This window comes from Pseudoalteromonas sp. NS-SX12 (genome assembly GCF_057367955.1).
Genome location: NZ_CM170635.1, coordinates 957,916 through 984,809, shown reverse-complemented (window position 1 = coordinate 984,809; position 26,894 = coordinate 957,916). Strand labels below are relative to the sequence as shown.

Sequence of the window (26,894 nt, the reverse complement as noted above, 5' to 3'; positions counted from 1 at the left end):
CTTTAGCGGCATGCATTATTTCGGGTAACTAATAATATTGTGAAAAACCGCAATTTCGCTTAGTGCTTCATAACCGTGCGGTTGATCGCTATAAAAACGAACGCTGTCGCCTTGTTTTAAAGGATGCCATTGTTGGTCAAAAAACACCTGTAATTCACCTTCAATCACGTGAATATGCTCAATAACGCCCGCACTATGCGCACTTGATAGTTGCTGGTGGCGCTCAGATAAGGTGATTTCAAAAACCTCTAAACCAGTATCTGGTTGAAACGCAAATAAGGTATTTATTTTCATACGCGGGTCGTCTGGGAATATCCGCTCACTTTCGCGCAAGTCTGGTTTATCTGCGAAAAATGCTGAAAACGAGGTTTCTAACCCACTGGCAATTTTCCATAGCGTGGCAATGGTTGGGCTAGATTCTTCTCGTTCAATTTGGCCAAGCATGGCTTTTGATACACCGGTTAGCTTAGCGGTTTTATCTAAGCTTAACCCTTTCTTTTGACGTTCACTTTTTAAATGTTGGGCAATTTCGGCTCTAAAAATCGCATCTTTCATAGTAACTTCCCGGTTGTGCGCTATAGCGCACGGTGTTATTGTTTTGTTTCTTGTGCGTTATTACGCACAAGTTGTTAAAAATATAACACAGAGAATAACGAATGATGAACACCAAATACCTATCTGTAAGTCATATCACAGCGGGGTTTAGCGCTGTACTAATCGGTTACACCAGCTCTATTGTTATTATTTTACAAGCGGCAACGGCGGCGGGTGCCTCTGCGGCGCAAACTGAAAGTTGGTTGCTCGCCCTTGGCTTAATGATGGGACTGAGCTCAATCGGTTATTCTTGGTATTACAAAACACCAATTTTAACGGCGTGGTCTACCCCGGGAGCTGCGATGCTAGTAAGTATCGCCCCGCAACATGATTTGCCTACGTTAGTTGGTGCGTTTGTTGTTACTGGTGCGCTCATTTTCATTACGGGGCTTGTTACACCACTATCAAATGCCCTAAAACGTATTCCTTCACCGCTGGCAACCGCCATGCTTGCCGCTATTTTGTTGCCGTTTTGCGTAAAAGCGTTTGAACCTATTATGAGTATGCCGGGTGTGTTTTTGTTGATGTTCATTGCTTATGCGTTAAGTAAACGGTTTGCCGCAAAGTACACCATGTTAATGCTGCTTATTGTTGGTTTAGTTGCGGCGTTTTGCCTTGATAATGATTTAGTAAGCACAGCACACTTTGCCGTTGCTAACCCCGTTTGGCTTACCCCAGAGTTTGATGTGATGGCGATTTTTAACGTTGCAGTGCCGCTTTATATTGTCACTATGCTGTCGCAGAATTTATCAGGCATAGCAATGATGCAAAGCTATGGATATACCGCACCGGTTAAACCTATTTTAATAGGCACAGGGGTTATAAATATGATGGCTGCACCGTTTGGTGGTTTTAGTTTAAATCTTGCTGCTATTTCTGCCGCAATGTGTATGACTGAAGAGGTTGATAGTAACAAAGGCAATCGTTATCGTGCGGTAATTTGGGCTGGTTTATTTTATATTTTAGCAGGGTTATTAGCGACAAGTGTTGTCTCTATTTTTGTTGCGTTTCCAAGCGAAGTGACCCAAATGCTTGCTGGTTTTGCGTTATTGGGCACCTTATTAATGTGTTTGCAAAGTGCATTTTCAAATGCGCGCTACCGTGAAGCGTCGTTACTTACATTTTTGATCACGCTTTCAGGCATTAGTTTTTTGGGGTTAAATGCAATTATTTGGGGCTTATTACTTGGTTGGTTCTATGCCAGCTTAATGAACAAAAAGGCGGAGGATTCGTAACTAAATTAACGTTAAATTGGCATAACCAAAATAGTATTATTTGGATAAAGTGTTAATGGTGTCTAAGGCATCTTCTTGATTGGTGAAGGCACGAACATTTAAGCCAGATTTTTCAATAAACGTGTTTAGTAAACTTAATTGCACGCGATTGGCACACACAATAGCAATCATTTGACAGTTGTTTTCAAGGCTCCACACGTAAGTTTGCCCGATGGTTTTCATTACTTCAGGGCAGCCTAAGGTTTCGTCGTCAATCACATCTATGCGATACCACTTTTCCAAAAAGTTAGTGCTAACTTGCTTTTTGAGCTCTTTAAATGCGTTATTGATACCAATAACATTAAAAGGGCCAAATACATCTAACTGAAGAATATTGCCATGCCAAGAGTAGTTAACTTTTCCGTGCGCAACCATGATTACATCTGTGTTTTTAAATTGGGGTCAGTATACGGTTTAGCATATTATTTTAAAATATGTCATTTGCTATTTTTCTAACTTTAAAACAGGTAACACAATGGGTGTGAAAGCAATCTGTTACCCGTTTTATAAACACAATACATATAGTCGCATCAACACATTTTCAAAAATAATCGGTGTGCTTTATATATGATAAATTAAACCAACAGCCTTTTTTGAAAAACCTTATCAAGCAACTGACTTAATTGTTTTTTTGACCTTTTTAAGTGCCATTTTTTGCTTTAAAGGCGAAAGGTAGTCAATAAACAACTTACCTTTTAAATGATCGATTTCATGCTGCAATACAATGGCAAGAAAGTCATCACTTTCAATGGTTACTTCTTTGCCTGTGCGGTCTAAACCTTTAACGGTTACTTCGGTATAACGCTCTACGTCTGCGTAGTAACCAGGAACTGATAAACAGCCTTCTTGCCCCATTTCTTTGTGGTTGCCACTTACAACCTCTGGGTTAATTAGAATGAGTGGTGCATCTCGTTGCTCAGAAATATCAATAACGATAATGGCTTCGCTTCTGCCTACTTGTGTTGCGGCAAGTCCAATACCATCGTCGGTGTGATACATGGTATCTAGCATGTCATCAATTAAAGTTTGCACGCTTGCAACATCGGTTACCTTTTCGGCGTTAACTTTCAACTTCTCGTTTGGAGCTTTTAGTATTTCTAAAACGGCCATTTTACCTCAATTATTTTTGGCTAATCGCCCTTGATGGGGCTTTGGAGTGCTTGCTGATTAATTATGACAAACAAGCTAAGTGTTATGATGGCGCAATTGTATGTTAGATAAGCCCAGATTGATAAACGTTATTTTCGATTTGTGTGCCAGCAAATTCAAAATTGAGTTGGCCAATTTTGCGAAATCCTAAATGCAAATAAAACCCGTTAGACTCGTTTTCAACCCAAGTGTACAGCCAATACACGTTACCAAATTCGTGTTCTACCGCGGTTAAAAGTTGTTTACCTAAACCTTGGCCTTTAAATCGAGTATCGATATACAGTTTTTCAAGCTCAAAACCATTATTTGCCGATTGATAGTGAGAGTTCATATTAAGCAGGGCATAGCCTTGTATTACTTGGTCTTGTTCTATCACTAATAAGTTGTAATCTGGCGAATCAAGTAACGAACTAAAATAGCTTTCCGTAAAGGTAGCAAGGGCATACTGCGCGTATTCGCGCTTTATGCCTTCAACGGCATAGGTGTCGAGCCACACTTTTATTGAAAGGGCGGCTAATTGTAAGCAATCGTCCTTGCATGCATGTCGAATCATAGTGTTGTAAATGTCTTCTATTATTGTTGTTTTATTAACGCTACTTTTTCAATGCCATGGCTGGGTGTAAAACGCTTAAACTCGTTAAAGCCGTGCTTTTGGTATAAGCGAATAGCAGGCGCATTGACTACCGCGGTTTCAACAATGGCTTTGGTAAAATCAAACGCATTTAACACATAGTTCATTAGTTTTCCGGCAATGCCTTTACGAAAATGCTCTGGCGCAACGGTTAAACTGTCTACTTCTAATAGGTTATCTTGGTATGTGATTTCGATAACACCAGCAAGGCTGTCACCCTCATAAAAACCATAAAATAAGGTATTTGAGCTTGCTATGCCCTGTGGCGTGCGTGACAGCGGTGGAAAATTATCGGTGCCAATCAGTGCGGCTTCAATTTTATAAGAAGCTTGAAACACAGCGTAAATGTGCGAAGCAATATCGCTATTTGAATGGGTAAGTTGAGCTATCATATTTTGTTAATTAACTGCCTAATTGGGTAATATGCAAAAGTTCGCCCGAAGGTCCCCATAGATAAAATACGTTGCCCCAAGGCATTTGTTGAATTGGTGTAATTTTAGTTTTGTATTTTGAGTTGCTACATAACTCAAACGCATCTTCGATATCCGCAACGCAAATTTGCAACATAAAGTTATTTGCTAAATCTTCGTTGTAAAAGCGCTGCAAGAAAAAAAGACAATCGCCATTTTCAAAAAGCGTAAGGTCTTCACTCACATATTCAGACCTAAAGCCAATTTCAGCATAAAAAGATAAAGAAACCTCGTAGTCCTTACTCGGAATAAATGTTTTTATATCGATAACATCCATGATATTTCCATAAATAAGCAGCACGTATTAACACTTAAAAAGTGCAAAAGGGCATTAGTGAAATGGCTAAGGGCAAAGTAAGAGCGCCCAAAGTTTTACAAAACTATAAATAGCGTAGGTGCATTAGTAAACCTTTCAATAGCCAAAGATAACTAAACGCATTTAAAAACGGAGGTTTAGTTAATGGAATCGGTGGGTTTTGCAGATGTTTTACGACAAATAGGCTTTACGTTAACCTAAATTGTATGCTTGCTAAACTCATTACAGCTCACTAATTTTAAGCATTTATTAAAGACAATTTCACACAAATGTTTATTTTGTATATTTTATACGATATAGTCGGGCAATAAAGATTTTATACAAAAGGTAATACGATGCAAACAAATAGTACAGATTGGCGTTATACGGTTATGCCTGCCGTGTTTACATGGTTAAAAGAGACTGAAACAGGCGCACTTGAAATTGACCTAGTTGCAACACAAAAGTATGCAGCTGATATTTTACGTGTTGAAGGTAAAGCCGGCACACGCATGGGTGGCCTTGTTGGTTCGGGCACGCTGGGTGAAAATAGCTACCTAAGCGCTGAGCAGCGTCTTTCTCTACTAAGTGCGCTTTCTGAGGTTGCTAAAGAGTTTAACGTGCCATTAATTAGTGGTGCTGCGGCAGAAACCAAAGAAGCGCTTGCAACTATTGTTACTGAGCTGGCAACAGTAGGTGTAGATACGGTAATGGTAATGCCACCAAAAACCCAAGAAGCACCTTCTGATGATGAAATGTATGCTTATTACGCGCTTGCCGCAGATGCAGCACGTGAAGCTGGCATTACGATTATGCCTTACAACAACCCAGATGCAGCAGGTTACCATGCGCTTTCAACCGATATATTAAGAAAGCTTGCAGCACTGCCAGAAGTTACAGCACTTAAAATTTCAACAACTGACGTATCCGTTATTGAAACGCTGATGCTAGAAAACAAAGATGCAAAAATCTTAGCAGGTGTAGACACAGTAACGGTGCACGCAGGCCTTGCTGGCGCATGTGGCGGCATTACAGGTGTAGGGTGCATCTTTCCGAAAGCAAGTGTAACCATGCAAGAGTATGTAAATGAGGGCAATTGGGCTGAAGCGAATAAAATCTCGAAAGCAATGAACTCAATTTCATACCTTGATGCTCAGCCACTGTTATTAGAATACCTAAAGTTTGCATTTGGTATTCACCACAATGACGAAGCAGGTGGCCTACGCACATTAGGCAAAAAGCTTACGGCAGCGCAAATTGATGATGTACGCGCACGTTACCAACTTGCAAAAGCGCGCCTTGAAGTACTTGGTTTAGCTGAATAACTCTTGTAGTTTTTTGAAAAGATCAAAGCTCCGTTTACGGAGCTTTTTTTGTGGGTTTTGGGAGAGTTGTAGGTGTGCACAATGCAAAACTTGTCTCCTATTAAATTTTTTTGTGACTCCAATGATCCTTTGTGCCAACAATTTATCAAGAATCTATGTGGCCCTCTTTATGAATATCTTTAGCTCTTGGCCCTCGAGGTTTTTTCTCAACTTCAAAGCTAACAATATCACCCTCAGCTGGTTCAGTATCCCCCGTTACTAACTCGTCATAAAAGAAAAAGACATCTTTACCTTTCGCCCTTCTTATAAAACCAAATCCCTTAAAGGCATCATATACATGAATAACACCGCTTTCTCTATTTTTTGTATTACTCAAGCCAATACTCCTTTTTAGTAGGCACACTTTTATAATGAGCTTTTAGTTTTTTAGTTAAATCTTTTGAAAGTCCAGAGTGCGATCTTGATAGAATGCCCAATTTAAACATAAGCTTATTGTAGTCTTTGATTCTTCCAATCTTGTTATGTTGATCAGCCGGTACTCTCAATAGTTTATTTGCTAGGATCTTGATCTTGTTTGCATCATAGTCATCATATTTAGGCAAAACTAATTTTAACCTGTTTCTGAGCTTTGTCGCTTGGGGGTGATTTAGACGACTTAATTTGGCGACTTGACCTGACGTCCTATTCCATAATTTATGATAGTCAGATGTAGTACATTGATTGGGGTATTGAAGTTCACAGTTATGAACTAATTGGCGAATATATCGTCTATCATTTCTTCGCAATTTTGGTTGCCTATGTTCAACCCATAACCCTGTAACTTCAAATCCTTTATGAGCCTTACCGCGATATTCAATTTTTGTCTTTTTGGTATTTAGTTTCAAGCCATGATTAATAAACATCCCCACAACACTCTTGATTGCTTTCGTACATCGCTCATTATTGAGATTTTTGTTTGTGGAGATTGTAACGTCGTCCAGTAACCTAGAGTACTTAATATTCTGACCACGAAAAGATGAAACTAAACGATATTCTGCGTTGAAAAAAACCAAATTAGCTAAATAGCTGGATGTGCAGCCTCCTTGAGGAACTTTTCCTTTAAAGGTGGTCAACTTGACTAAAAGCTCTGTTACCTCATCCGGAAACTTAAAAAAATATTTATAAATATCTCTAACGTTTTCAGATTTAATATTGGTATAAAATTTCTTGATATCTAAGCTAATCAGAGTTTCTGCATTGGCATGTATCTTCGCATTTTCGACATAATCTCTTTTATTCTCAGCTTTTATTCCACCTTGGAGATATGCAGGGAATTCTACTTCTTCAAAGATTCTTGAGTTTATGCGTTTTTGAATTTTTTTAAGTTCGTATTTAGGTTCAAATACTGTTCTATTTTTGTCGGTAAGTTGGTATTCAGTGTATGAGTCATCAACTTTAGCTGCAATAGACAGTAATCTTTTTGGGTGGATTCCTAGAGTGCGAGCTAACTTTTCAATTGATGCAATAGCTGCATGAGGGTAATAAGGTTTATCCATGCATAACCTATATAATTTAAATAAAATGGAAAGAAGTCGGTGTTAGAAGAAGTTAATTACCTCCGGAAGGACGTTTATAACTACTGAAACAATCACTGGTAAATAGTCTGAAACCAGTCCTATTTTACTTTGTGAACTCGGGTCAACTTGTTCTTCAGATTCATACTCAACTGTGAATAATTCTTCTGTGTTCTCTGTCAAACGTGTATATTTTAATGTAAGCTTTTGCTTCATCTTTGCCTCCTATTTGGCTAGTTAAAATACGCCAGACCAAAAAGAATGCTTCAGAAATAATTGTATTGACCACTTGAGCCGACTTCTAACTCTTCGCCAGACAACTGTCGTATAGAGGGCACTATTTTTAACGGCTAAATCTAACTTTAGCCAACGCACCTAATATATCCCAGGAGGCCGGTCATGATCCTTTCGGATCGCTCTACATTAAGAAGAGCATCGGTTTTCTGTTTTTTATACACTTAAAGAACAATAACAAATAGGCGAATAGCACCTACGTGACTCAGATTATTAAAAACCCAAGAAAGAGTCAATAATCACAGAGCTAAAAATTTCTTTTAATTATTAGTTGGATAGAAGGCGTTAATGTTAATCAGAATGAAATAAGAAACTATTCGGGTCAGGCCTTATATTTTGCAAAGTGACTAACTCGATGTGTTTAAGCTAAACATATTCAAATATAAAAATCGAAAAGTAGCTGTTTTTAACGCTGTATTATCTATTGTTATTTCTAAAACTCTTGTTTTTGGGTGGTTTAAGCATTTTATGCAGTATTTTTTCAGTTACTGGTTTACTGTACACAGTGCCGCTTAAGGCTGGCGCTTTACCTTTATTTTTAACGCCAAATCAAGCAAAACTCCCACCTTTGCAAATACACGTTTTGTTACAAATAGTTAACGCGATTAATTCTCATTTAAATGTGTTTTTATCTATTTAAATCAGTTGGTTATATCAGTTGACTGAACTGCTCAGATTGTATACCGTTAACGGCTAAAAATTATAATCAAGGAATGTGTGCAGTGCTTGAAGTGAAGAATCTATATCGCGAGTACGGCAGTGGAGAAACGCGCGTTACCGCGTTAAACGATGTCTCTATCACCATTGACGAAGGGGAGTTCGTCGCCATTATGGGCTCGTCGGGGTCGGGCAAATCAACGCTAATGAATATTTTGGGTTGTTTAGATACGCCAACTAAAGGTGAGTATTTTTTGTCTAACCAATCAATTCAAGATATGTGTGATGAAGACTTATCAAAAATCCGTAATCAGCGTATTGGCTTTATTTTTCAAACTTTTCATTTGTTAACCCGTTTAACCGCACTTGAAAATGTTACCTTGCCGCTTAGGTACAGTGATATATCGCCAGAACAAGCAAAACAAAAAGGGTTAGCCATGCTTGCCAAGGTGGGGCTTGATCACAGGGCAGGGCATAAGCCAAATGAAATGTCGGGTGGGCAAAGGCAACGTGTGGCAATAGCCAGAGCCTTAGTTAATGAACCTAAAGTGATTTTTGCCGATGAACCTACCGGTAACCTAGACAGCAAAACATCTCACGAAATTATGTCACTGTTATGTGACCTGCACGCTCAAGGCCACACCATTGTGATGGTGACCCACGAAGAAGACATTGCTGAATACGCAAAGCGCATTATTCGCATGAAAGATGGCGTGAAAATAGAGGATAGCGTTCAATGAAAACACTTAAACTTAGCGCGCTGCCTTTGATGCTTGCAAGCGCGCTTTTTACAACGAAGGTGTTTGCTTCGCAAAATATTTTTATTACTGGGGAAATAAAAGCGAGCGACAGCCAAACCTTTTTTGCACCGCAGAGCGATACATGGCGCATTCAAGTTGAATGGATGTTACCCGAGGGCGAAGTTGCCAAACCCGGTGATGTGGTTGTGGTATTTGAGGGCGGCTCAATTGCCAGCACTATTGAACAAGACGAAGTAAGCCTTAACACCGCACAAGATGAATTAAAGCGCCAACAAAACAAGGGAAAACAAGCCATTTTAGAAGCCGAATTTGCGCTTGCCCGTGCTGATTTGTTACTTGAAAAAGCCAAAATTGATGCGGCTGTGCCGAAAAGCCATGTAAGTGCGTTTGATTATGAAGAAAACCAGCTAAAGCTTGAGCAAGCGGTGATTCAAAAACACAAAGCTAAAGCAAGCCTAGCTGAGGCCAAAACTACGGCGCAGGTAAACATTCGCAAGCAAGAAATCGAAATAGAGCATTTGCAAATTAACTTAAAAGAAAACCGCGAACGTTTGCAAAAGCTTACCCATAAAGCCACCAATCAAGGCCCCATTTTGTATGGTAATCACCCTTGGTATGGCACTAAATTGTTTTCAGGGGTTACCGCTCAACCAGGTTGGAAAATTGCTGAAATTCCAGCGATGACCGGCCTTTATTTAGAAGCTTGGGTGCACGAAATTGATTATAAGCACTTAAAGCAAGAGCAAACAATGTCGCTTACGCTTGATGCGTATCAAGATACGCCACTCACTGCAAAATTAAGCGATATTTCAACACAACCAGAAGAGCGTAAAGAGTGGGGTAAAGATGCCTACTATCGCGCAGTGTTTGAGTTTGACGACACACAGCAGTTAAAAATTTTACCGGGTATGACGGGGCGCGTTGTGGTACAAGGAGGCTGCAATGAATAAGTTTAAGCTTGGCTTAGTTGCAAGCCTAATCGCCTTTTCGCTAACCGGTTGTGGCGATGATGAATTTGATTATCACACCATTGAAAAAACTAGCTTACAATTGGCTGTGCAAGCCAATGGTGAATTAGAGTCGGCACAGCAATCGCTTATTGCACCGCCGTCTATTTCGCGTATGTGGCAATACAAGGTGAAGTTTTTAGCGCCTGAGAATAAACAAGTGAAAAAAGGCGAAATGGTTGCCTCTTTTGATGATAAACCCGTGCGCGACCGCTTAATTGAAAAAACCAGCGAATATGACCGCGCGGTAAAAGAGCTCGAAAACCAAAAAGCGCAAGAGATTAAAAACCAAGAAGAGTTAAAACTCGCCCTTGCCGAAGCGCAAATGAATTACGATATTGCCAAGCGTAAGGCCGATATTAACGATGATTCAATGTCGGATAACGATAAACGCAAGGCACAGATTGATTTTACCATTGCGCAAAACGATCTTGAGCTGGCTAAGAAAAAACTGACCTTTCAAGATGAAACTAAAGCGCTGAATATTCGCTTAGCTAAAGGTAAAGCCGAGCGCTTAAAAGCAGAAGTTGATGCCCTAGAACACGACATTGAAAAGCTCAAAGTAAAAGCACCCATAGATGGCATTGTAATGTATTACACCGATGCCAGTGGCGAAAAGCCTACGGTAGGTGAAAGTGTGCAATTTGGTCAGCCGGTAATTGAATTAGCGGTGATTGAAGATATGCAGGTAAAAGCACAAATTGATGAAGCTGACTTTGGCCGCATTGCACTTAATCAGAATGTTAAAGTGACCATTGATGGTTCTGAGCCGATTATTACATCGGGCAAAATAACCAGTATTGGCAGTGCGTTTCGTGAAAAATCGCCGCAAGATAAACGCCGAATCGTCGACACCTTAATTAAGCTTGATAATATCAATGCAGCTGCGATGCGCCCAGGGTTAACCGCCCGCGTAGAAATAGCGACCGATAAAATTGACGATGTATTGATTGTGCCTGTAAGCGCATTGCATAGCGACCAATCAAGCGCGTATGTAATTGAAAGAAATGGTGATAAAACCCCAGTTACGGTAGGTAATATTAGTAATGGTTTTGCGGTAATAAAAAGCGGCATTGAACAAGGAGAGGTAGTGCGTTTATGAAGTATTTAGCTATTGTTGTAAGCGTGATTTTGTTAACCGCGTGCTCAAAAACCGATGATGTAGCCGCCGAGCTTACGTTCACCGTGCAAAAAGCCCCGTTTAAAAATTATGTAGAGGCAAAGGGGGAGTTGATTGCCGCCAACGAGACTGTGATTAGCACTCCTGCGTCATCGCGCGGGCCGCAAACGCTGGCTTGGCTAATGCCGGAATATTCTCAAGTTAAAAAAGGTGAAGTGATTGCACGGTTTGATGGTCGTGTAATGATTAAGCAAAAACGCGAGAGTGATTTTTCAAACCAAAAAGTGTCGCAAGATTTATCGGGTAAAAATACCGAAATCGACACGCGTAGAAAACACTTAGGGTTTGATATGGAAATTGTTGAAGAAGAAAAGCAATTTGCTGAAAATTTCTCTATCGACGATGACCGTATTATCTCGAAACTTGAGATTTTAGAGCAAGCACAAAAAGTCGACTATTTAAATGCCAAAACGGCCTATTTTAATTGGCAGTCTGATCAGTTTAATAGCAGCGCGCAAGGCGAGTTAGACCTGTTAAACATGCAGAGCCAGCAGCATCAAAGCAAAATTAATATGCTCGATGGTAATTTGTCGTCGTTAGAGGTGGTTGCCCCGCACGATGGCTTGCTTACACACAGTGTAAACTGGCATGGTGAAAAGCCAAGAGCAGGGCAAACTTTATGGCCGGGCCAAAAAATTGCGGGCTTGCCTGATACCTCGGTTATGCAAATCAAGTTGTTTGTAAAAGAGCGCGAAGCGATTAATTTAAAGCAAGATCAAGCAATTGAGTTTTCGCTTATTTCAACACCCAATAAAATCTTTACTGGCAAAATAAGTAAGCTTGCACCGTTTCCTAAATCAATTAAGCGACAAGATCCGCAAAAGTATTACGAAATCACCGCCAGTATTGATGAGCAAGGCGACTACTTACGACCGGGCTTAAAAGTGGTGGCAAACATAGTGGCGGATCAGCCAGCAGAAAAACTAATCGTACCAAAATTTAGCGTATTTGCTGACGAAGAAGGCGCGTATGTGCAACTTAAAACGGCATCGGGTTACAGCAAAGCGCCTGTTACCTTAGGCGCAAGTAATTTAAGCCATGTTGAAATTGTAAAGGGCCTTTCCAAAGGTGATGTAATTGCGCTAGTTGAGCAGGAGGGCAAACTATGAATTTAGTCGGATTATTTAAAGATGCCGCAGTGCAATTGCAACAGCATAAAATGCGTACCTTTTTAACCTTGCTCGGTATGATCTTTGGTGTAGGTGCGGTAATTGCTATGTTGAACATTGGTGAAGGTGCACAGCGTGAAGCATTGAAAATGATTGATTCAATGGGCCTTAATAACGTAATTGTAGAAGCCAAAGACTTTGAAGAGGATGAACTAAGAGAGCAGCGAAAGCACTCGGACGGGTTATCGCTTAACGATGGCAAAGTTGCAGTTGAAGCCTTGCCGTTTATTACTGATTTTGCCGCTGAAAAAGTGGTTGAAACCTACCATGTGTTTAGTGAATACGCCAAATTTGATGGCCAAGCGGTAGGTGTAAGTGAAAACTACTTTGAGCTTGCACATTTTGATTTAAGTGCTGGGCGTTTGCTTAATCAGCAAGATGGGCAACATTTTTCGCAAGTGGCGCTGCTCGGTGCAAATACCGCGCGTACTTTGTTCCCGCTTGGCGATGCGGTGGGTAAATCAGTCAAAATTAACCATTTGTGGTTTGAAGTAGTGGGTATTCTTGAAGCGCCATTTTTAAAGAAAAAAGAGTTTCAGGGCGTTAAATTAGGCGATGAACAAAACCAGATTTTTATTCCGCTTAAAACGGCGATCCACCGTTTTAAAAGCGAATTACTCGACCCCGAAATTACCCGTATTAAACTTGCCACCGAACCGGGCTTTAGCCCTGTGATGGCTGCACAAGCGATTGATGCCTTAGTGAAAGGGCGTCATAACGATATTGATGATTACAAGCTGATTGTGCCTGCCGCGTTATTGGCACAGCAAAAGCAAACCCAGCAAATTTTTAATATTGTAATGTCGTGTGTAGCGGGGATTTCGCTGCTGGTGGGCGGCATTGGCATTATGAACATTATGCTAGCCACTGTGCTTGAGCGCACCAAAGAAATCGGTTTATTGCGCGCCATTGGGGCAACGCAAAAGAACATTCAAGTGCAGTTTATTACTGAGAGTTTCACCATTTCCATTTTAGGTGGCTTACTGGGTGTATTCTTTGGTATTGCACTGTCAGAGCTGATTGCTTTTTACTCCCAGTGGGCGGTGTCATGGTCGCTGAGCGCAATAGTGTTATCGTTTAGTATTTGTGCGTTGGTAGGCCTTGTTTTTGGTGTTTACCCCGCGATTAAAGCCTCTAAGCTTGATCCGATTGATGCACTGCAAAGTGATTAATATTAGTGAGGTAAATATAAAAAGGGTTAGCGCTATGCTAACCCCTTTGTTGGGTTGTAATTATGTTTGATAGGGTCAAACAATTACGGTGCAAGTTAGTTGCTAATTACTTAAAGATACATATTGCTCTGAGAGAATAGGCGCTGCTGAGTCATGCAGCTTCTCAGACAAGTCATCGTTGTCTTGTTCGGCCACAAAATTAAGTAAGCAACTGCTGTAATTACTTTTTACTTTGGCAAGTTTGTCGCCATTTTCTTTACGAAGTAGTACCACTTCGCCTGCAGAAAAATCACCAATAACATTCACCAAATCTTGCGGCGTAATAAGATTGTCGCTTTGTTTTTGCATTGCAAATGTGTCTTCAACAACTAGTTCACCTTGCGCTTTGGTGGTGTGTTTCATCCAGTGACTTTGGTCTTGCATTGGCGTTTCAATAGCGTGGAACAAGGTGCCCGGGTTACCGCCTTGTAATAACGTATTAAACGTTGCTTCGCTAAAGCCGTTAACAATGTATGTATTAATACCGTGTGAAACTGCTTTTTCAGCGGCTTGTACTTTGGTTTTCATACCGCCAGTACCAACATCGCTGGTGGCACCGCCTGCCATTGCGTAAATTTCAGGATCAATACGCATTACATCAGGAATAAGCGTTGCGCTTTTGTCCTCATGAGGATTAGCGGTATAAAGCCCATCGATATCAGAACAGATAATCAATGCATCGGCGTAAGCGGCACTGGCCACCATTGCTGATAAGTTATCGTTATCACCCACTTTTAGCTTGTCGGTGGTTACCGTATCGTTTTCATTTACGATAGGCAGAATATCGTTTTGTAGTAACGCAGTCAGTGTGTCGCGCACACTTTCAAAGCGGTCGCGATTGCGTAAATCGGCATGCGTAAGCAGTACTTGGGCAGTATTAAAATCAAATAACCTATCCCAAGTTGCCATCATCTCAGACTGGCCTGCTGCCGCCATGGCTTTTTTCACTGTCATCGACGAATTGTCGACGTTATTAAATAAGTGCGCACCTGCGGCAACAGAACCCGATGATACTAATACCACCTGAATACCTGATGCACGGCAACGTACAATAAAATTTGCGATACTTAATAAATACTGGCTACTGCATCCGTCGCGGTGAGGCGCAATTAATGCGCTTCCCACTTTAATCACAATCCGTTTCCAGCCGATATTTTTAAGATTTTGTTGCATAAATTAAGCCTCTTGGAGCTTGGCGTTTGTTGCGTTAAACCATTTGATAGCTTGCTGGTCTGGCTGCTGTGTGTTCAGGCTAACGAGTACGATTGCAAGTGAACTCGCTACAAAACCTGGTAGTAACTCGTAAAAGTAAACACTTAAGGTTTCGCCATTTTCGAGTAGCGGTACGTATGCCCAAAGTAGTACGGTGAGTGAACCCACAACTACACCGGCTACTGCGCCGCTGTGCGTTAGCTTTTTCCACCACAAACTAAAGATTACCAGTGGGCCAAATGCTGCGCCAAAACCGGCCCATGCGTTTGATACTAAATTAAGTACGCTGCTATTGCTGTCTAGGGCAATCAGTGATGCCACAACGGCAACCACGAGCACGCATACGCGGCTAATCATGAGCAGTTCGTTACTGCTTGGCTGACGCTTTGCATAGCTCTTATAGATATCTTCAACCAGTGAGCTCGACGACACCAACAGCTGTGACGAAATGGTGCTCATAATGGCAGCTAAAATTGCTGCAAGCAGCCAACCTGCCACAAATGGGTGGAATAAAAACTGCGATAAAAAGATAAAAATGGTTTCGGGATCAGATACTGATTGCTCGCTATTGGCGATAAAGCTTGCACCTACAAGGCCAGTCACTAGCGCACCAATAATCGAAATCGTCATCCACGATAAACCGATTTTGCGTGCTTTGGCTAAGTTTTCATGGCTATCAATTGCCATAAAGCGCACGATAATGTGTGGCTGACCAAAGTAACCAAGGCCCCATGTCATTAAGCTAATTGCGGCAAGCAATTCAACATTGCCAAAATCAAACGACATTGATTGGGTGAAGTTATTGGCAGCTTCAGCATCAAAGCTACTGAAGGTCACCATAGGTACGGCAATCAGCGCAATGAGCATGATTACGCCCTGAATAAAGTCACTTAAACTGACCGCAAGGAACCCGCCAAGCACAGTGTAAATCACGACAATGCTTACGGTAGCAACAATGCCAATGGTGTAATCAATATTAAATGCCGATTCAAACAATTTACCACCGGCGACTAGGCCAGACGCGGTATAAACCGTAAAAAATACAATAATAACGATCGACGCAATGAGCCTTACACTGCCTTTCTCAAGGGCGAAGCGCTTCGAAAAGAACTCGGGAATGGTCAGTGCATCATCTGCAAGTTCTGTAAATACACGAAGCTTAGGTGCAACAATGTGATAATTCACATAAGCACCTAACACTAGGCCAACTGCAAGCCAAATACTGCCTAATCCACTAACGTAAGCGGCACCTGGTAGACCCATCAGCATCCAGCCACTCATATCTGAGGCGCCAGCTGATAATGCGGTCACTTTGGCGCTGACATTGCGCCCACCGAGTAAATATTCACCGTTATCTGATGTGGATTTTTTCATGGCATAAACGCCAATGAAAATTAGCAGGGCGAAATATAATAAAATAGAAAAAGTCGCGTAATCGAACATTTTATTTCAGTACTAATTAATTATGTTATTTGCTTTGAGAATTTGCGTAGCGCCCTTGTGAGTCACCTGAGATTCGCTTTTTAGCAAGAGAACCCGCGGCTAATAAGTAACTTACAGCGGCGATAAATTTAAAAGAAAGGTACCCAAAAAGATCCGTCTTAGTACTCATGATATTTACCTCATATGGTTTAAATTGATTACAATTCTAATTATTTGAACTCTAATTTCAAGTGAATAAAACTTGATCAGCACTAAAAGTGCATTTAAGTGTTTGTTTATATTGATCTAATTTATTTTTAACGTTTTTGTGATTTATTTAGATTTAGTTAGATAAACAAATATTAATTTGAAGTCGAAACAAATAAGGCTAAATAGGTGAAATAAATTGGCCTGTTTTCCGGTTTATACCGTATAGACCGTGCATTTATGCCAATCGGCTACGCTCTTTTAGTTATGTTTGCATTTTCAGCGATTGGTATAGATGTGAACTTTATAGTGGTTTTTTAAAGTTAAGGGGCACATTTGAAAACACTTATTCAATTTTTATCTTGGCCGGGCTTGGTGTTGTCAGTCAATTTAGTTGCACAGGAAAAAGTCACTGCGCAGCAATTTGTCGACTTGCAAGAAGGCAATAAGCCGTTTGCTGGTTTTCGCCGTGCGCATGCAAAAGGTGCATGTATAACAGGTGAGTTTGTCTCTAATGGCGCACTTGCACCCTACACAAAAGCAACCTTGTTTGAAGCTGGTACGACTGTCTTTGTTGGTCGCTTTTCAATTGCGGGTAGTAATCCAACAGCGCCAGATTTAAAAGCGCCAGTGCGCAGCCTAGCGTTGAGTTTTAATTTAAGCAGCACTGAGCAGTGGCGTATTGCCATGAATACACCGCCTGCGATGGCGGTCACTAATGCACATGATTTTTATCAGCAAATTGTGGCAATTAAGCAAGGACCTGCTGCGATTAAAGCGTTTTTTAATGAGCATCCTGAAAGCAAAGACTTTTTAAATTGGAAAGCCAGCTACACGCCGTCGTCGAGTTTTGCTCTTGAGCAATACAACAGCATAAACGCGTTCTATTTGATTGATAATCAAAACAATAAACAGGCGGTGAGGTGGCATGTAATGCCTCGCGATAACACACCAAATACGCTTTCAAATAGCGATAATGCGCTGTTTGATGAGTTAGCAAGCCGTTTAGCAAATGGGGCTGTATCATTTGATTGGGTGTTTACTTTAGCCAGTAATGACGATGATGAAACTAACCCTGCGGTAATTTGGCCAAGCTCACGCGAACAGGTATCTGCAGGAGTGCTCAAGATTAAAACTATAGATACCAGCGAAGATGCGGGCTGTCACGACATAAACTTTGATCCGCTAACCTTACCAACAGGCATTGCTGCGACTCAAGATCCTATCTTGAACGCGCGCTCTGCTGCATATGCGGAGTCTTATCGTCGCAGAGCGAAAGAAAAACTGCTGGAGGCGCTGCAATGATGGCTAAACACAGCTTAAGTTTAAGATTATTACACTGGGTAATGGCGATGATGTTTGTATCGCTGTTTGCAGCAGGTTTAACTATGGTTAGTTCACTTGAACCATGGCAACCCAGTTTACTGGCACTGCATAAGGCGTTTGGCTTAGTTGCTTTAGTATTATTTGTGCTGCGTGTGTGGGCTAAATTTAGCTCAACGCCGCTTACTTCGAGCAGTGATGCATCTAAGTTGCAGAAAATGGCAGCAAGCAGTGTGCATTTTCTACTTTATTGTTTGATGTGTGCTGTGCCACTAACGGGCATTTTGTCGCAGTATTTTGCCAGTAAGCCAATCTCGTTTTTTGGCATAGTGAGCATTGGCGTGAAAAGCGAACCAGACATTGTGCTTTATGGCTTGTTTCGCGAATTACACAGCTTACTTATTGCTGTGTTTGCCTTGCTAGTTTTGATGCATGTCGCGGGTGCGCTGTATCATCACTTTATTAAAAAAGACGATACCTTAAAACGCATGCTTTAACGTTTATTGTTTGTTTAAATAGCGGTTTATCGAAAATAAAAAAGCGAGTTGGGAAACCTAACTCGCTTTTTCTTATTGCATTTTAATCGGCTAGCAAAGTATTAATTTACTTTCACCTTGCGATAGCTTAAGCGGTAAAAAATGCTATAGAACACAGGCACGGCAATCAATGTGAGCAAGGTTGCAAATGCTAAACCACCCATAATGGTTACCGACATATCGGCGAAGAACGCATCGCTTAAAAGCGGCGCCATACCTAAAATGGTGGTAATCGCAGCGAGTGCAACAGGGCGTAAACGTGACGCGCTGGCCGATAAAATAGCTTCGTTTGGTACACTGCCTTCTTTAATTTGCAGATCAATTTCTTCAAGTAAAACAATGGCATTTTTAATTAACATGCCAAATAAACTTAAGAAACCCAGCAGTGACATAAAGCCAAACGGCATATCGGTAACAAGTAAACCAGTTACCACACCTACCGCAGCCATTGGCACAACTAACCAAATAATCAGTGGCTGACGCACGCGGCCAAATAACACAATTGAAATCAACAGCATCACTAAAAAGCCCGCAGGCAAACCTGTACCAAGTGCTTTCTGTGCATCGCGTGACGACTCGTATTCACCACCCCATTCTAGGCTATAGCCAGCAGGTAGTTGCATTGCTTCAATTTGTGGTTTGATACGTGCAAATGCATTACCTGCGGTTTCATCAAAGCCCGGGTCGGCAAGTACCGTAATGGTTCTTACGCGGTCGCGGCGGTGAATTTGAGTCTCTTCATTTTCCAGTTTTAAGCCCGTTGATACTTGCCTAAATGGAATGTATTTACGCTGTGATGAACTCCACACTAAGCTGTTTTCAATTGCTTCGGTTTCTGATTGGCCTGAGCTTGCAACTTTGGCGGTAATGGCATAGCTGTAATCACCATCTTGCAAGCGGCCAAGTTCCAGCCCCGTTGATGCATATTGAATAGTTTGTGCAAAATCATTACGTGAAACCGCCGCAATACCTGCGTTTACCGAATCATAATGGGTGTTTAACACTAAGCCTTTTTCACGCCAATCGTGACGAATATCGCGAATTTTGCCATCGTTTAGCATAATGTTTTCTGCTTCACGGGCTAATTGGCGCAGTACTTCAGAATCTGGGCCTGAGAATCGCGCTGCTAATTTAGCGCCACCACCTGGGCCAAACTGCATGCGTTCGGTATAAAAATCGGCGTTTAGGTCGATGTCTGGCATCAGCTTAGTTAACTGCTGAATCACACCGTCAATTTCATCGCGCTGGTGGGTGCGTACCAAGAAAAAGCCGTAGCTTTCGTTTGGTTGTTGCGGCGCATAAGTTAAGGTAAAGCGATCTGCACCGCGGCCAACAAAGCTGGTTACTGACTTTATTTCATCAAAGTGCAGTAGCATTTTTTCGGTATCGGCTACTTTTTTGGTAGTTTCGCGAATATCTTGCCCTTGCGGTCCCCAGTAATGCACAAAGAAAATAGGCGCATTTGAAGGTGGGAAGAAACCTTGTTTCACTAAACCAAAACTGGCGTAGGCAATAAAGGTAATGGCAAACAGTACAGCAACCGTAATCCATCTTAATTTAAGTGCGCTGTGTAGTAGGGCGATATAACCACGGTAAAATGCACTGTGGCCAGATTGTGTATCAGATTGCTGCTCCACTTTATAAAAGTATTTACCAAATAGCGGCACCACGGTGATTGCTAATACCCAGCTGAGCATGAGTGAAATTAACACCACCGCAAATAGCGAGTAAAGAAACTCACCCGTTGCGTCGTCTGATAAACCAATACCCGAGAAGGCGGCGATTCCGATTACTGTTGCACCTAATAATGGCCATTGCGTACGTTTTACAATGAAGCTTGCGGCCTCAAGCGCTTTTTTGCCTTGTTTCATGCGCAGCATCATACCTTCGGCAACTACAATGGCGTTATCAACCAGCATCCCCATAGCAATTACCATAGCGCCCAGTGAAATACGCTGTAATTGTAAACCCATCAGCCACATAATTAATACGGTGCCCATTACGGTAATTAACAGTACCGAGCCAACCACCACGCCTGAGCGCCAACCCATAAATATCATTAGCGTTAAGGTTACAACAATCACTGACATGATCAGATTATTAATAAACCCTTTTACAGATTCATCAACAATATTGGCTTGGTCGTAAATTGGGGTCAGTGTGATGCCTGCTGGCAGCTCGCTTAAAAGATCGGCCACTTTAGCATTTACGCGTTTACCCACCTCAACAATGTTGACATCGTTTAGCGCCGATACGGCAAGGGTAATTGCTTCGTTACCTTGGTAGCGAATAAGCGTAGGCTGGATATCGAGCGGTTCAAATTTAAGCTCAGCAATATCACGAATTTTAAATGATTGGTTGGTACCGGGTACCACAATTGTTAGGTTATAAATTTCTTCAATTTGATCTAGCGGGTTTTCAACAATTAAACGTAGGCTACGGCCTTCTAGTTGAATACGACCGCCATTAAATGGTTTTAAATTTTCTTCAAGTAGCGCTGTGATTTCGGGAAATGAAATACCTAAGCCCGACAACTGATATGGGTTAATGTAAGCGACCAATTGCTCTTGTTGTACACCACTGACTTGCACTTTGGCAACGCCTTCGGTGATGAGTAAATCGCGGCGAATAATGCGGGCAAATTCACGTAACTCTTGCGGGCTAAATTCAGGCGCACTCAGCGCGTAATACATGCCGTAAACATCACCAAAGTCATCGTAAACTGTTGGTGCATGACTTCCTGATGGCAAAATACTGGTGACATCGCGCAGTCGTTTTCTCAGTTCATCCCATATTTGCGGTAACTCGTTTGAGTCGAAGTTCGGTTTTACTTCAACGGTGATTTCCGACAAACCGGGCTTTGAAATAGACGTTAGCTGTTTAAGTTGCGGCATTTGTTGCAGCGCAATTTCAAGTTGTTCAGTGACTTCGCGCTCAACTTTTTGCGCACTAGCGCCTGGAAACTGAGTTACAACTTGCACCTGCTTAATGGTAAATGCCGGGTCTTCTAAGCGACCAATGTTACTTAAACCAAGGGTGCCACCAATTAATAATACAATCACCAGCAGCCATATATTGACTGGGTTTTTAATTGAATAACGAGCGATATCCACAGTTATAGCTCCGCTTTATAGGGTTTTACAATCATGCCTTCGCGCATTTGTGCGGCGCCTGCGGCAACGATTAAATCACCTTCGGTAATGCCACTTTTAATGGCTGCAAAACGGGTTTTAACCGATAACACATCGACGTTAGCCTTGCTTACTTGTGCCGTATCGCGATTAAATTTCCAAACATGAAATCCCTCGCTATCGTTACCTTGTAAAGCGTTAAATGGCACCAGTAAATGTTGCTCGTCGCTTTGACTTTCAAGGCTTACTTGTACAACCGCACGCGCACCTGGGGTTAAATTGGTGTCATTGGCTTGTGCGGCAAAAACCACCTTGTATGTTTGTGTAATAGGGTCGGGCTGAGTGGCATGCTCAATGTATTCTAATTGGTAAATTTTATCGGGCGCCGAAATAATATGTGCATTAGCGCCAACTAACGAACCCTCTTTGTACTTGCTTACCAAACGCTCCGGTACATTCACATTAAAGTAATAGCGCGAAACATCTTGTAGGCGAGCCACAATATCGCCGGCTTGTACGTAGTTTCCTTTTTCGGCGAAACGTTCTGAGATCTGCGCGTTAAATGGTGCGAGTAAGGTGGTGTAACTGAGATCTTTTTCAGCGCGTTTAAGTGCGATGTCGGCCAGTTCAAAGTTGGTTTTTGCGTTATCTAACTGACTTTGAGATACCAAACCGTTTTTTGCCGTTGCTTCAATACGTTCTAAATCTCGTGTTGCTTGACTTAAGCGAGCTTCGGCTTCTTGCACGCGTTGTTTAAACGGGGTTGGGTCAATTTGTGCCAGCAGTTGACCTTGGTTTGCCAGCGTACCTGTCATTAATTGTGTTTGGATTAAACGACCAGATACTTCAAAACTTAAATCGACGGTTTTTACTGCCGACACTTCTGCAGGGAAAGTTCGGTTAACCAATTTTGCGTTGCTTACAGCAGGTACTAGCTTAACGGCTTGTACTTTTTCTACGGTAAGTTGTTCGGCAGGGGCGTCGGAACACGCTTGCAAAAACAAAGTTAACAGCGAAAGTGCGACTAATTTTACACGGATCGCAGAGGTAAAAAAGTGAGTTTTCATAGTCATTGTTGCTTAGTTGTCAAAGTTTAATAAAACGAACTTGATTTTATCTTTATGATTTTTAAAGTATTTTAAACCTAAAGTAGAAAACCGTTAACGGCTAAAGACGCTTCAGTACAATCATTAATCAAGTAAACTGTACGGTGTAGTTTACTGGTCACAATTGAAAAGTAAACCAATTAGTGTAAAAATAATTTCCAACTTTTCTAAGAGACCAAATCATGAGCGAAGCCAAAATCAGCCGCAGTATGCAAAAACGCCAAGCGATTATTGATGGCGCAAAAACGGCATTCCAGCAATATGGTGTAAGTGACACCAGCATGGATAAAATTGCCGAAACTGCGCAAGTATCAAAGCGTACTGTTTACAATCATTTTGAAAGTAAAGAGATTTTGGTAACTCACATTATTCGTGATATTTGGAGTCAGAATATTCTGACGTATGAATTTGAATACGATAAGAATCGAGATTTGCGCAGTCAGCTGAGCGAGTTGATTGCCAACGAGCTTCAGTTTATGTGCGATCAAGGCACACTTGATTTAATTCGCGTGGCAATGGGTTACTGCTTATTTAACCCAGAGATGTCTAATGGTGAGTTACGTGAGTTCTTTGAACAAGAAACAACGCTTATTCGTTGGCTTAGACATGCTATGGAAGATGGAAAATTTCGCAAAAAAGACCCGTATCTAGTATCTGAGCAATTACTAGGTTTGTTAAAAGGGCAAGCTTTTTGGCCGCAGGTATTACATTTTGATGCGCGATTGACTGAAGCGCAAATGCGCGAGCTAACAAATGATACTCTGGACTTGTTTTTAAGCTACTACGAAATTTAATTGAGTAAACGCGGTTTTGGCGTAAATGCAACCGCGTTAGCTAAGGCGCAGTACCATTTTGACGTAAGTTAGGTGGTGTTTTAAAAAAGGCTCACCCTCAACAGTTAAGCCAAACCGACGATAAAACGGTACGGCTGTTTTGCGGGCATCAAGCCAAAATTTTTCAATATTGCGCTTTTTAACATCGCTTATAATATGCTGTAAAAGTTCGCTGCCGAGACCTTGGTTTTGGTAACTAGGCAAGGTGGCAAATTTGCGCAAACGCGCTTCGTTTTTATTGATAAATAACGATGCTACACATATTAGTTTTTGTTCGATTTTAATGCCAAAGTGGATGGCGTTTTGGTCTTCCGGTAATTGGCAAAAATCCATTGGCTTGTCTGGCCATAATACGTGATGACGCACGCTAATCGTTTCGGCGGCAGTAATTTGTTGTACTTGAAAGGGTGAAGGCATTATTAGATGCCACCTGTAACATCAAGTATTTTTCCGGTGATAAACGAGGCGTCGTCTGATAATAAATAAGCGATGCTATTTGCCACTTCAATAGGTTGCCCGCCACGCTTAAGTGGGACTTTTTCTTTAAGTCGGTCAACGCGCGTCGGTTCGCCACCGTCGCCATGAATATCAGTATAAATAAGCCCTGGGCGTATAGCGTTAACACGAATACCGCGCTCGGCAACTTCTAGGGCAAGGCCACGGGTAAGTGAATCGACTGCGCCTTTTGCTGCGGCGTAGTCAACGTATTCAAAGGGCGCGCCTGATTGCGATGCACCCGAAGACACATTCACAATTGCGCCATCACTCGGGCAACGTTTTATAAACTCTTTTGCACATAAAAAGGTGCTGGTAAGATTACCGTTAACGGTATTTAAAAAGCGCTCAAGGGAAATATCTGACAGTGTGCTTTGTGTAAATAAAATGCCTGCGTTATTAACGAGATAATTAACTTTGCCTAAATTCGCTTCAATGTTATCAAAAAGGCGAGTAACTGCGTTCTCGTTTGTAACATCGGCACAAAATGTATCACACATTCCGCCGTTTTGTTTTATCTCATTTGCAACATCTGTTGCGGCATCGGCATTTTTAACATAGTTAATGGCAACACGATAACCGCGCTTAGCGAGCAGTTTTGCCGTAGCGGCGCCAATACCGCGAGAAGCGCCGGTAACTAAAACAACTTTGTTTATTGTGTCTTTATTCATAATGCTACTTTGAGCGACTTGGCTCGAACTCGCTGTAGTGCGGCAAATCCATATTTAAACTATCCCAATTGGCTTTTGAATCAACAAAATTATGTGACATTGGGCGTTCAACAATATCGCAGTCAAGCACACCTAAGCGCAGGCGTAAACGTGTTGGGTCATCCGCATTTGAGCTATAAAGTGGTGACGCGCATTGCTTGCAAAAATGACGTTTTCTACCCGGTTTAACTTCAAACGAGTTAATGAATTCTTGCCCTTTTTCGATTGTTAGCGACTGCGAGTGAATAAAGCCATTGGTCGCAAAGGCGGTGCCGCTTGATTTTCTGCATAGTGAGCAGTGGCAATGAATAATATCGCTAATTGGGCCGTTAATTGTCATGTGAACTTCGCCGCATAGGCAAGTGGCAGAATACATATTTGTCCTTAAACTGAGGGAGTTGAATTTGCTAGCTGCTTTTTACGCGCATGAAAATCAACAAAAATGTTAATGCTTAACCACACAAACCCTATCACAAAGCTGATGCCACCAAAATCCAAATAACGAAAATTTCCGTGCAATTCATATTGGGCATCAAAATTGGCGCCTTTTAGCGTAGGGATCAGAATATCGACAATCCACAAACCAAACATCACACTTGAAATGGCAAATGCGGCAATCCAGCCGTACTTAATTAAAAAAGCAAAGGTAATATGCTCAATATTTGATTGTTGTTGCAGTTGCGCGGGTGTTAGCTCAAACACCGCGGCTAATGCTTTACTGGTTTCGAGCGAGGCGTTGCCATTTTTTTCAACACGCTGAATGGTGCGAATACTTAATCCCGCTGTGACAGCCAGCTCTTCTTGACTCCAACAGTGTTGTAAGCGCAGTTGTTGTATTTTCTTATTATCTAGTTTCACAAATAAACTCATGATGTATTTCCTTATCGATGTAAGTTGATAAGGAACAGCATAAAAATTTAGTGTACCGACTGCGCTGACAAATACCAGGCATCTTAATGACACTCGCCCGTCATCTATCTGATAATTTAGCGACACCTCAATAATATGGCGGTTATACTGAGTGTTGGTACTCACTTAATTGTGTTTTATTCGACCATTGGTAAACAAATTCATCGACCACTGAACCACATGGCGCATGCCATACGCCCGCCTTAACGCGTTTAGCACCCAACTTTTCATACACTTTAATGGCGTGATGATTTCCTGATAGCACTTCTAAGTAGATGCTTGGATGTTGGGCGTTTGCTTGTAGCCATTGTGTTGCCATAGACATTAGCCGCTTGGCGATACCATTACCGTGATAATGACCATCGACATGTAAGTTATCGAGCAAGCTGCCAAGCTCTGCATTGTGATCGGCGTAAACACAAATAAAGCCAACGAGTTTGCTTTGGTGGCTCGCAATAATTACATGCTGTTTGCTATTTTCAGTAGCAAAACGAGATTGCCAAAGCGCTAAACGCTCGCTTGGTGCAACTTGGCTTAAGTATTCGGCTTTTAACATAGTATGGTAGGTGTTTTGCCAACTTTGTGTGTGAAGAGACGCAATTGCTGAGGCATCGCTTTGATTGGCGGCGCGGTAGTTGATGTCCATGTTTGGTGTTCCTTGTAGTTAGGGCCTGTTGATCTTTGCCGTTCTATTTTTGTTCTGTTTGAGCGTGCTTTTATCGCGGCGCTCGATGTGTGGCCTAGTAATCTAAGCGAATATCGAGCAAAGCTTCCGCGTCCTGCTCACGCCCCTTACCTACATCCGTGTAGGCAACAATGAGAAAAGTGCGCTCAAAAGAACCGTTCGGCAGCGCTTGGTTGGGTTTTCTACTGTGTTATCGGCTGACTCACATAGAATAACTATGCCACGCAGCCTCTGCCTTGTATAAAACCCAATCAAACTGCTGCAAAAACGAACTTGAAAGGTCATCAGGCCCTAGCTACCCAGTTCAATTAAAGCATTAATATTGAACTGATTAAATACTTTTACGCCATGCTGGTTTAGCAGCTGTGCAGTGACGCCTTGTCCACTTACTTTACTGCCTGAAAAGGTGCCGTCATATATTTCAGCGCTGCCACAGCTAGGGCTAAATTCGGTTAATAACGCCAATTTAATATGGTGTGTTTGGCAAAATTTTAAGGTGAGTTTTGCGCCGTGTATAAATGCGTCGGTCACATCAAGTCCGTCATCTTGTACAACGCGTGTGGTATCGTGTTTCTGATGATAGATAGTTTCGGCGGGCGGCCTTGGAATTGGCAAACCTGCGCTTACTTCGGGGCAAAAAGGCAAAAGTTCAAAATGCAGTTTCAGCGTTTGTAACTCAAGGGCGAGCGCTTTGCCGTTGTAGCGTACTGGATTGCCAAACAAACAGCTGCTTATTAGTAATTTTTGCATCAGCT

The 26,894-nt window shown here is 41.8% G+C and carries 29 protein-coding genes; 10 read left to right on the top strand and 19 right to left on the bottom strand.

The features are described 5' to 3' along the window. Positions 1-15: 15 nt before the first annotated feature. Positions 16-555, bottom strand: a complete 540-nt coding sequence (locus AC2IOM_RS18695; protein ID WP_486359725.1) for a helix-turn-helix domain-containing protein — start codon at positions 553-555, stop codon at positions 16-18. A gap of 101 nt (positions 556-656) precedes the next feature. Here AC2IOM_RS18695 and AC2IOM_RS18690 point away from each other — a divergent pair, with 101 nt between their 5' ends. Beyond that, entirely contained in the window at positions 657-1,829 is a 1,173-nt protein-coding gene (locus tag AC2IOM_RS18690) for a benzoate/H(+) symporter BenE family transporter (RefSeq protein ID WP_486359724.1), read from the top strand. A gap of 36 nt (positions 1,830-1,865) precedes the next feature. Here AC2IOM_RS18690 and AC2IOM_RS18685 read toward each other — a convergent pair whose 3' ends face one another. The 5 genes from AC2IOM_RS18685 to AC2IOM_RS18665 all read right to left on the bottom strand — a co-directional run bounded on the left by AC2IOM_RS18685 (position 1,866) and on the right by AC2IOM_RS18665 (position 4,395). Beyond that, positions 1,866-2,243: a hypothetical protein gene (locus tag AC2IOM_RS18685; protein ID WP_486359723.1), complete on the bottom strand. Its 378-nt coding sequence runs from the start codon at positions 2,241-2,243 to the stop codon at positions 1,866-1,868. Positions 2,244-2,474: 231 nt separating this feature from the next. Beyond that, the gene (gene def / locus AC2IOM_RS18680; protein WP_486359722.1) at positions 2,475-2,978 is read right to left on the bottom strand and encodes a peptide deformylase; all 504 of its coding nucleotides are present in this window, start codon (positions 2,976-2,978) and stop codon (positions 2,475-2,477) included. Positions 2,979-3,081: 103 nt separating this feature from the next. After that, the gene (locus tag AC2IOM_RS18675) at positions 3,082-3,570 is read right to left on the bottom strand and encodes a GNAT family N-acetyltransferase (protein ID WP_486359721.1); all 489 of its coding nucleotides are present in this window, start codon (positions 3,568-3,570) and stop codon (positions 3,082-3,084) included. A 20-nt stretch (positions 3,571-3,590) separates the two neighbouring features. Further along, positions 3,591-4,040, bottom strand: a complete 450-nt coding sequence (locus AC2IOM_RS18670) for a GNAT family N-acetyltransferase (RefSeq protein ID WP_486359720.1) — start codon at positions 4,038-4,040, stop codon at positions 3,591-3,593. A 10-nt stretch (positions 4,041-4,050) separates the two neighbouring features. Continuing rightward, positions 4,051-4,395 (bottom strand): VOC family protein, encoded by a 345-nt coding sequence (locus AC2IOM_RS18665; protein WP_486359719.1) that lies wholly within the window; start codon positions 4,393-4,395, stop codon positions 4,051-4,053. 374 nt (positions 4,396-4,769) lie between these two features. Here AC2IOM_RS18665 and AC2IOM_RS18660 point away from each other — a divergent pair, with 374 nt between their 5' ends. Then, complete coding sequence (locus tag AC2IOM_RS18660; RefSeq protein ID WP_486359718.1) at positions 4,770-5,738, top strand: dihydrodipicolinate synthase family protein; 969 nt, start codon at positions 4,770-4,772, stop codon at positions 5,736-5,738. 145 nt (positions 5,739-5,883) lie between these two features. Here the strand turns inward: AC2IOM_RS18660 and AC2IOM_RS18655 are convergent, their stop codons facing one another. Genes AC2IOM_RS18655 through AC2IOM_RS18645 form a run of 3 tightly spaced genes read right to left on the bottom strand, consistent with a single transcriptional unit; the run spans position 5,884 to position 7,507 of the window. Further along, positions 5,884-6,114: a retron Se72 family effector protein gene (locus AC2IOM_RS18655; protein WP_486359717.1), complete on the bottom strand. Its 231-nt coding sequence runs from the start codon at positions 6,112-6,114 to the stop codon at positions 5,884-5,886. Further along, on the bottom strand, positions 6,107-7,273 hold the full coding sequence (locus tag AC2IOM_RS18650) for a reverse transcriptase family protein (protein ID WP_486359716.1): 1,167 nt from the start codon (positions 7,271-7,273) through the stop codon (positions 6,107-6,109). The genes AC2IOM_RS18655 and AC2IOM_RS18650 overlap by 8 nt, the downstream gene beginning before the upstream one ends. 42 nt (positions 7,274-7,315) lie before the next feature. Continuing rightward, positions 7,316-7,507, bottom strand: a complete 192-nt coding sequence (locus AC2IOM_RS18645) for a hypothetical protein (protein WP_486359715.1) — start codon at positions 7,505-7,507, stop codon at positions 7,316-7,318. 800 nt (positions 7,508-8,307) lie between these two features. Between AC2IOM_RS18645 and AC2IOM_RS18640 the strand changes: the two genes are divergently transcribed. The 5 genes from AC2IOM_RS18640 to AC2IOM_RS18620 are packed head-to-tail and all read left to right on the top strand — an operon-like array spanning position 8,308 to position 13,531. Beyond that, positions 8,308-8,982, top strand: a complete 675-nt coding sequence (locus AC2IOM_RS18640; RefSeq protein WP_486359714.1) for an ABC transporter ATP-binding protein — start codon at positions 8,308-8,310, stop codon at positions 8,980-8,982. Further along, entirely contained in the window at positions 8,979-9,953 is a 975-nt protein-coding gene (locus tag AC2IOM_RS18635; protein ID WP_486359713.1) for an HlyD family secretion protein, read from the top strand. Before AC2IOM_RS18640 ends, AC2IOM_RS18635 begins: the two co-directional genes overlap by 4 nt. Further along, entirely contained in the window at positions 9,946-11,112 is a 1,167-nt protein-coding gene (locus tag AC2IOM_RS18630) for an efflux RND transporter periplasmic adaptor subunit (protein WP_486359712.1), read from the top strand. The genes AC2IOM_RS18635 and AC2IOM_RS18630 overlap by 8 nt, the downstream gene beginning before the upstream one ends. Then, positions 11,109-12,299: an efflux RND transporter periplasmic adaptor subunit gene (locus tag AC2IOM_RS18625; protein WP_486359711.1), complete on the top strand. Its 1,191-nt coding sequence runs from the start codon at positions 11,109-11,111 to the stop codon at positions 12,297-12,299. Before AC2IOM_RS18630 ends, AC2IOM_RS18625 begins: the two co-directional genes overlap by 4 nt. Continuing rightward, a complete protein-coding gene (locus tag AC2IOM_RS18620) occupies positions 12,296-13,531 on the top strand; it encodes an ABC transporter permease (protein ID WP_010558500.1) in 1,236 nt (411 codons plus the stop codon). Before AC2IOM_RS18625 ends, AC2IOM_RS18620 begins: the two co-directional genes overlap by 4 nt. 102 nt (positions 13,532-13,633) lie before the next feature. Here the strand turns inward: AC2IOM_RS18620 and proB are convergent, their stop codons facing one another. Beyond that, positions 13,634-14,743 (bottom strand): glutamate 5-kinase, encoded by a 1,110-nt coding sequence (proB, locus tag AC2IOM_RS18615; protein ID WP_010558501.1) that lies wholly within the window; start codon positions 14,741-14,743, stop codon positions 13,634-13,636. 3 nt (positions 14,744-14,746) lie between these two features. Further along, the gene (gene putP / locus AC2IOM_RS18610) at positions 14,747-16,225 is read right to left on the bottom strand and encodes a sodium/proline symporter PutP (protein ID WP_486359710.1); all 1,479 of its coding nucleotides are present in this window, start codon (positions 16,223-16,225) and stop codon (positions 14,747-14,749) included. A gap of 522 nt (positions 16,226-16,747) precedes the next feature. On the opposite strand from putP, the gene AC2IOM_RS18605 reads away from it, so the two are divergent. Both AC2IOM_RS18605 and AC2IOM_RS18600 read left to right on the top strand, forming a co-directional pair. Then, positions 16,748-17,716, top strand: a complete 969-nt coding sequence (locus AC2IOM_RS18605; RefSeq protein WP_486359709.1) for a catalase family peroxidase — start codon at positions 16,748-16,750, stop codon at positions 17,714-17,716. Next, positions 17,713-18,231: a cytochrome b gene (locus AC2IOM_RS18600; RefSeq protein WP_486359708.1), complete on the top strand. Its 519-nt coding sequence runs from the start codon at positions 17,713-17,715 to the stop codon at positions 18,229-18,231. The genes AC2IOM_RS18605 and AC2IOM_RS18600 overlap by 4 nt, the downstream gene beginning before the upstream one ends. Positions 18,232-18,332: 101 nt before the next feature. On the opposite strand, the gene AC2IOM_RS18595 is transcribed toward AC2IOM_RS18600, so the two are convergent. Together AC2IOM_RS18595 and AC2IOM_RS18590 are read right to left on the bottom strand one after the other, a co-directional pair. Then, a complete protein-coding gene (locus AC2IOM_RS18595; RefSeq protein ID WP_486359707.1) occupies positions 18,333-21,383 on the bottom strand; it encodes an efflux RND transporter permease subunit in 3,051 nt (1,016 codons plus the stop codon). A gap of 2 nt (positions 21,384-21,385) precedes the next feature. Continuing rightward, positions 21,386-22,468 (bottom strand): efflux RND transporter periplasmic adaptor subunit, encoded by a 1,083-nt coding sequence (locus AC2IOM_RS18590; protein ID WP_486359706.1) that lies wholly within the window; start codon positions 22,466-22,468, stop codon positions 21,386-21,388. A 221-nt stretch (positions 22,469-22,689) separates the two neighbouring features. Between AC2IOM_RS18590 and AC2IOM_RS18585 the strand changes: the two genes are divergently transcribed. Continuing rightward, positions 22,690-23,301, top strand: coding sequence for a TetR/AcrR family transcriptional regulator C-terminal domain-containing protein (locus AC2IOM_RS18585; RefSeq protein ID WP_486359705.1), 612 nt, complete (start codon positions 22,690-22,692; stop codon positions 23,299-23,301). Between the two features lie 36 nt (positions 23,302-23,337). On the opposite strand, the gene AC2IOM_RS18580 is transcribed toward AC2IOM_RS18585, so the two are convergent. The 6 genes from AC2IOM_RS18580 to AC2IOM_RS18555 form a co-directional block, all read right to left on the bottom strand. Then, positions 23,338-23,757: a GNAT family N-acetyltransferase gene (locus tag AC2IOM_RS18580; protein ID WP_486359704.1), complete on the bottom strand. Its 420-nt coding sequence runs from the start codon at positions 23,755-23,757 to the stop codon at positions 23,338-23,340. A gap of 2 nt (positions 23,758-23,759) precedes the next feature. Further along, entirely contained in the window at positions 23,760-24,506 is a 747-nt protein-coding gene (locus AC2IOM_RS18575) for an SDR family oxidoreductase (RefSeq protein ID WP_486359703.1), read from the bottom strand. 4 nt (positions 24,507-24,510) lie between these two features. Beyond that, positions 24,511-24,921: a GFA family protein gene (locus tag AC2IOM_RS18570; RefSeq protein ID WP_486359702.1), complete on the bottom strand. Its 411-nt coding sequence runs from the start codon at positions 24,919-24,921 to the stop codon at positions 24,511-24,513. 8 nt (positions 24,922-24,929) lie between these two features. Then, positions 24,930-25,415: a helix-turn-helix domain-containing protein gene (locus tag AC2IOM_RS18565; protein WP_486359701.1), complete on the bottom strand. Its 486-nt coding sequence runs from the start codon at positions 25,413-25,415 to the stop codon at positions 24,930-24,932. A gap of 142 nt (positions 25,416-25,557) precedes the next feature. Then, positions 25,558-26,100 (bottom strand): GNAT family N-acetyltransferase, encoded by a 543-nt coding sequence (locus AC2IOM_RS18560; protein WP_486359700.1) that lies wholly within the window; start codon positions 26,098-26,100, stop codon positions 25,558-25,560. A 330-nt stretch (positions 26,101-26,430) separates the two neighbouring features. After that, the gene (locus AC2IOM_RS18555; protein WP_486359699.1) at positions 26,431-26,889 is read right to left on the bottom strand and encodes a 2-thiouracil desulfurase family protein; all 459 of its coding nucleotides are present in this window, start codon (positions 26,887-26,889) and stop codon (positions 26,431-26,433) included. Between the last annotated feature and the right edge of the window lie 5 nt (positions 26,890-26,894).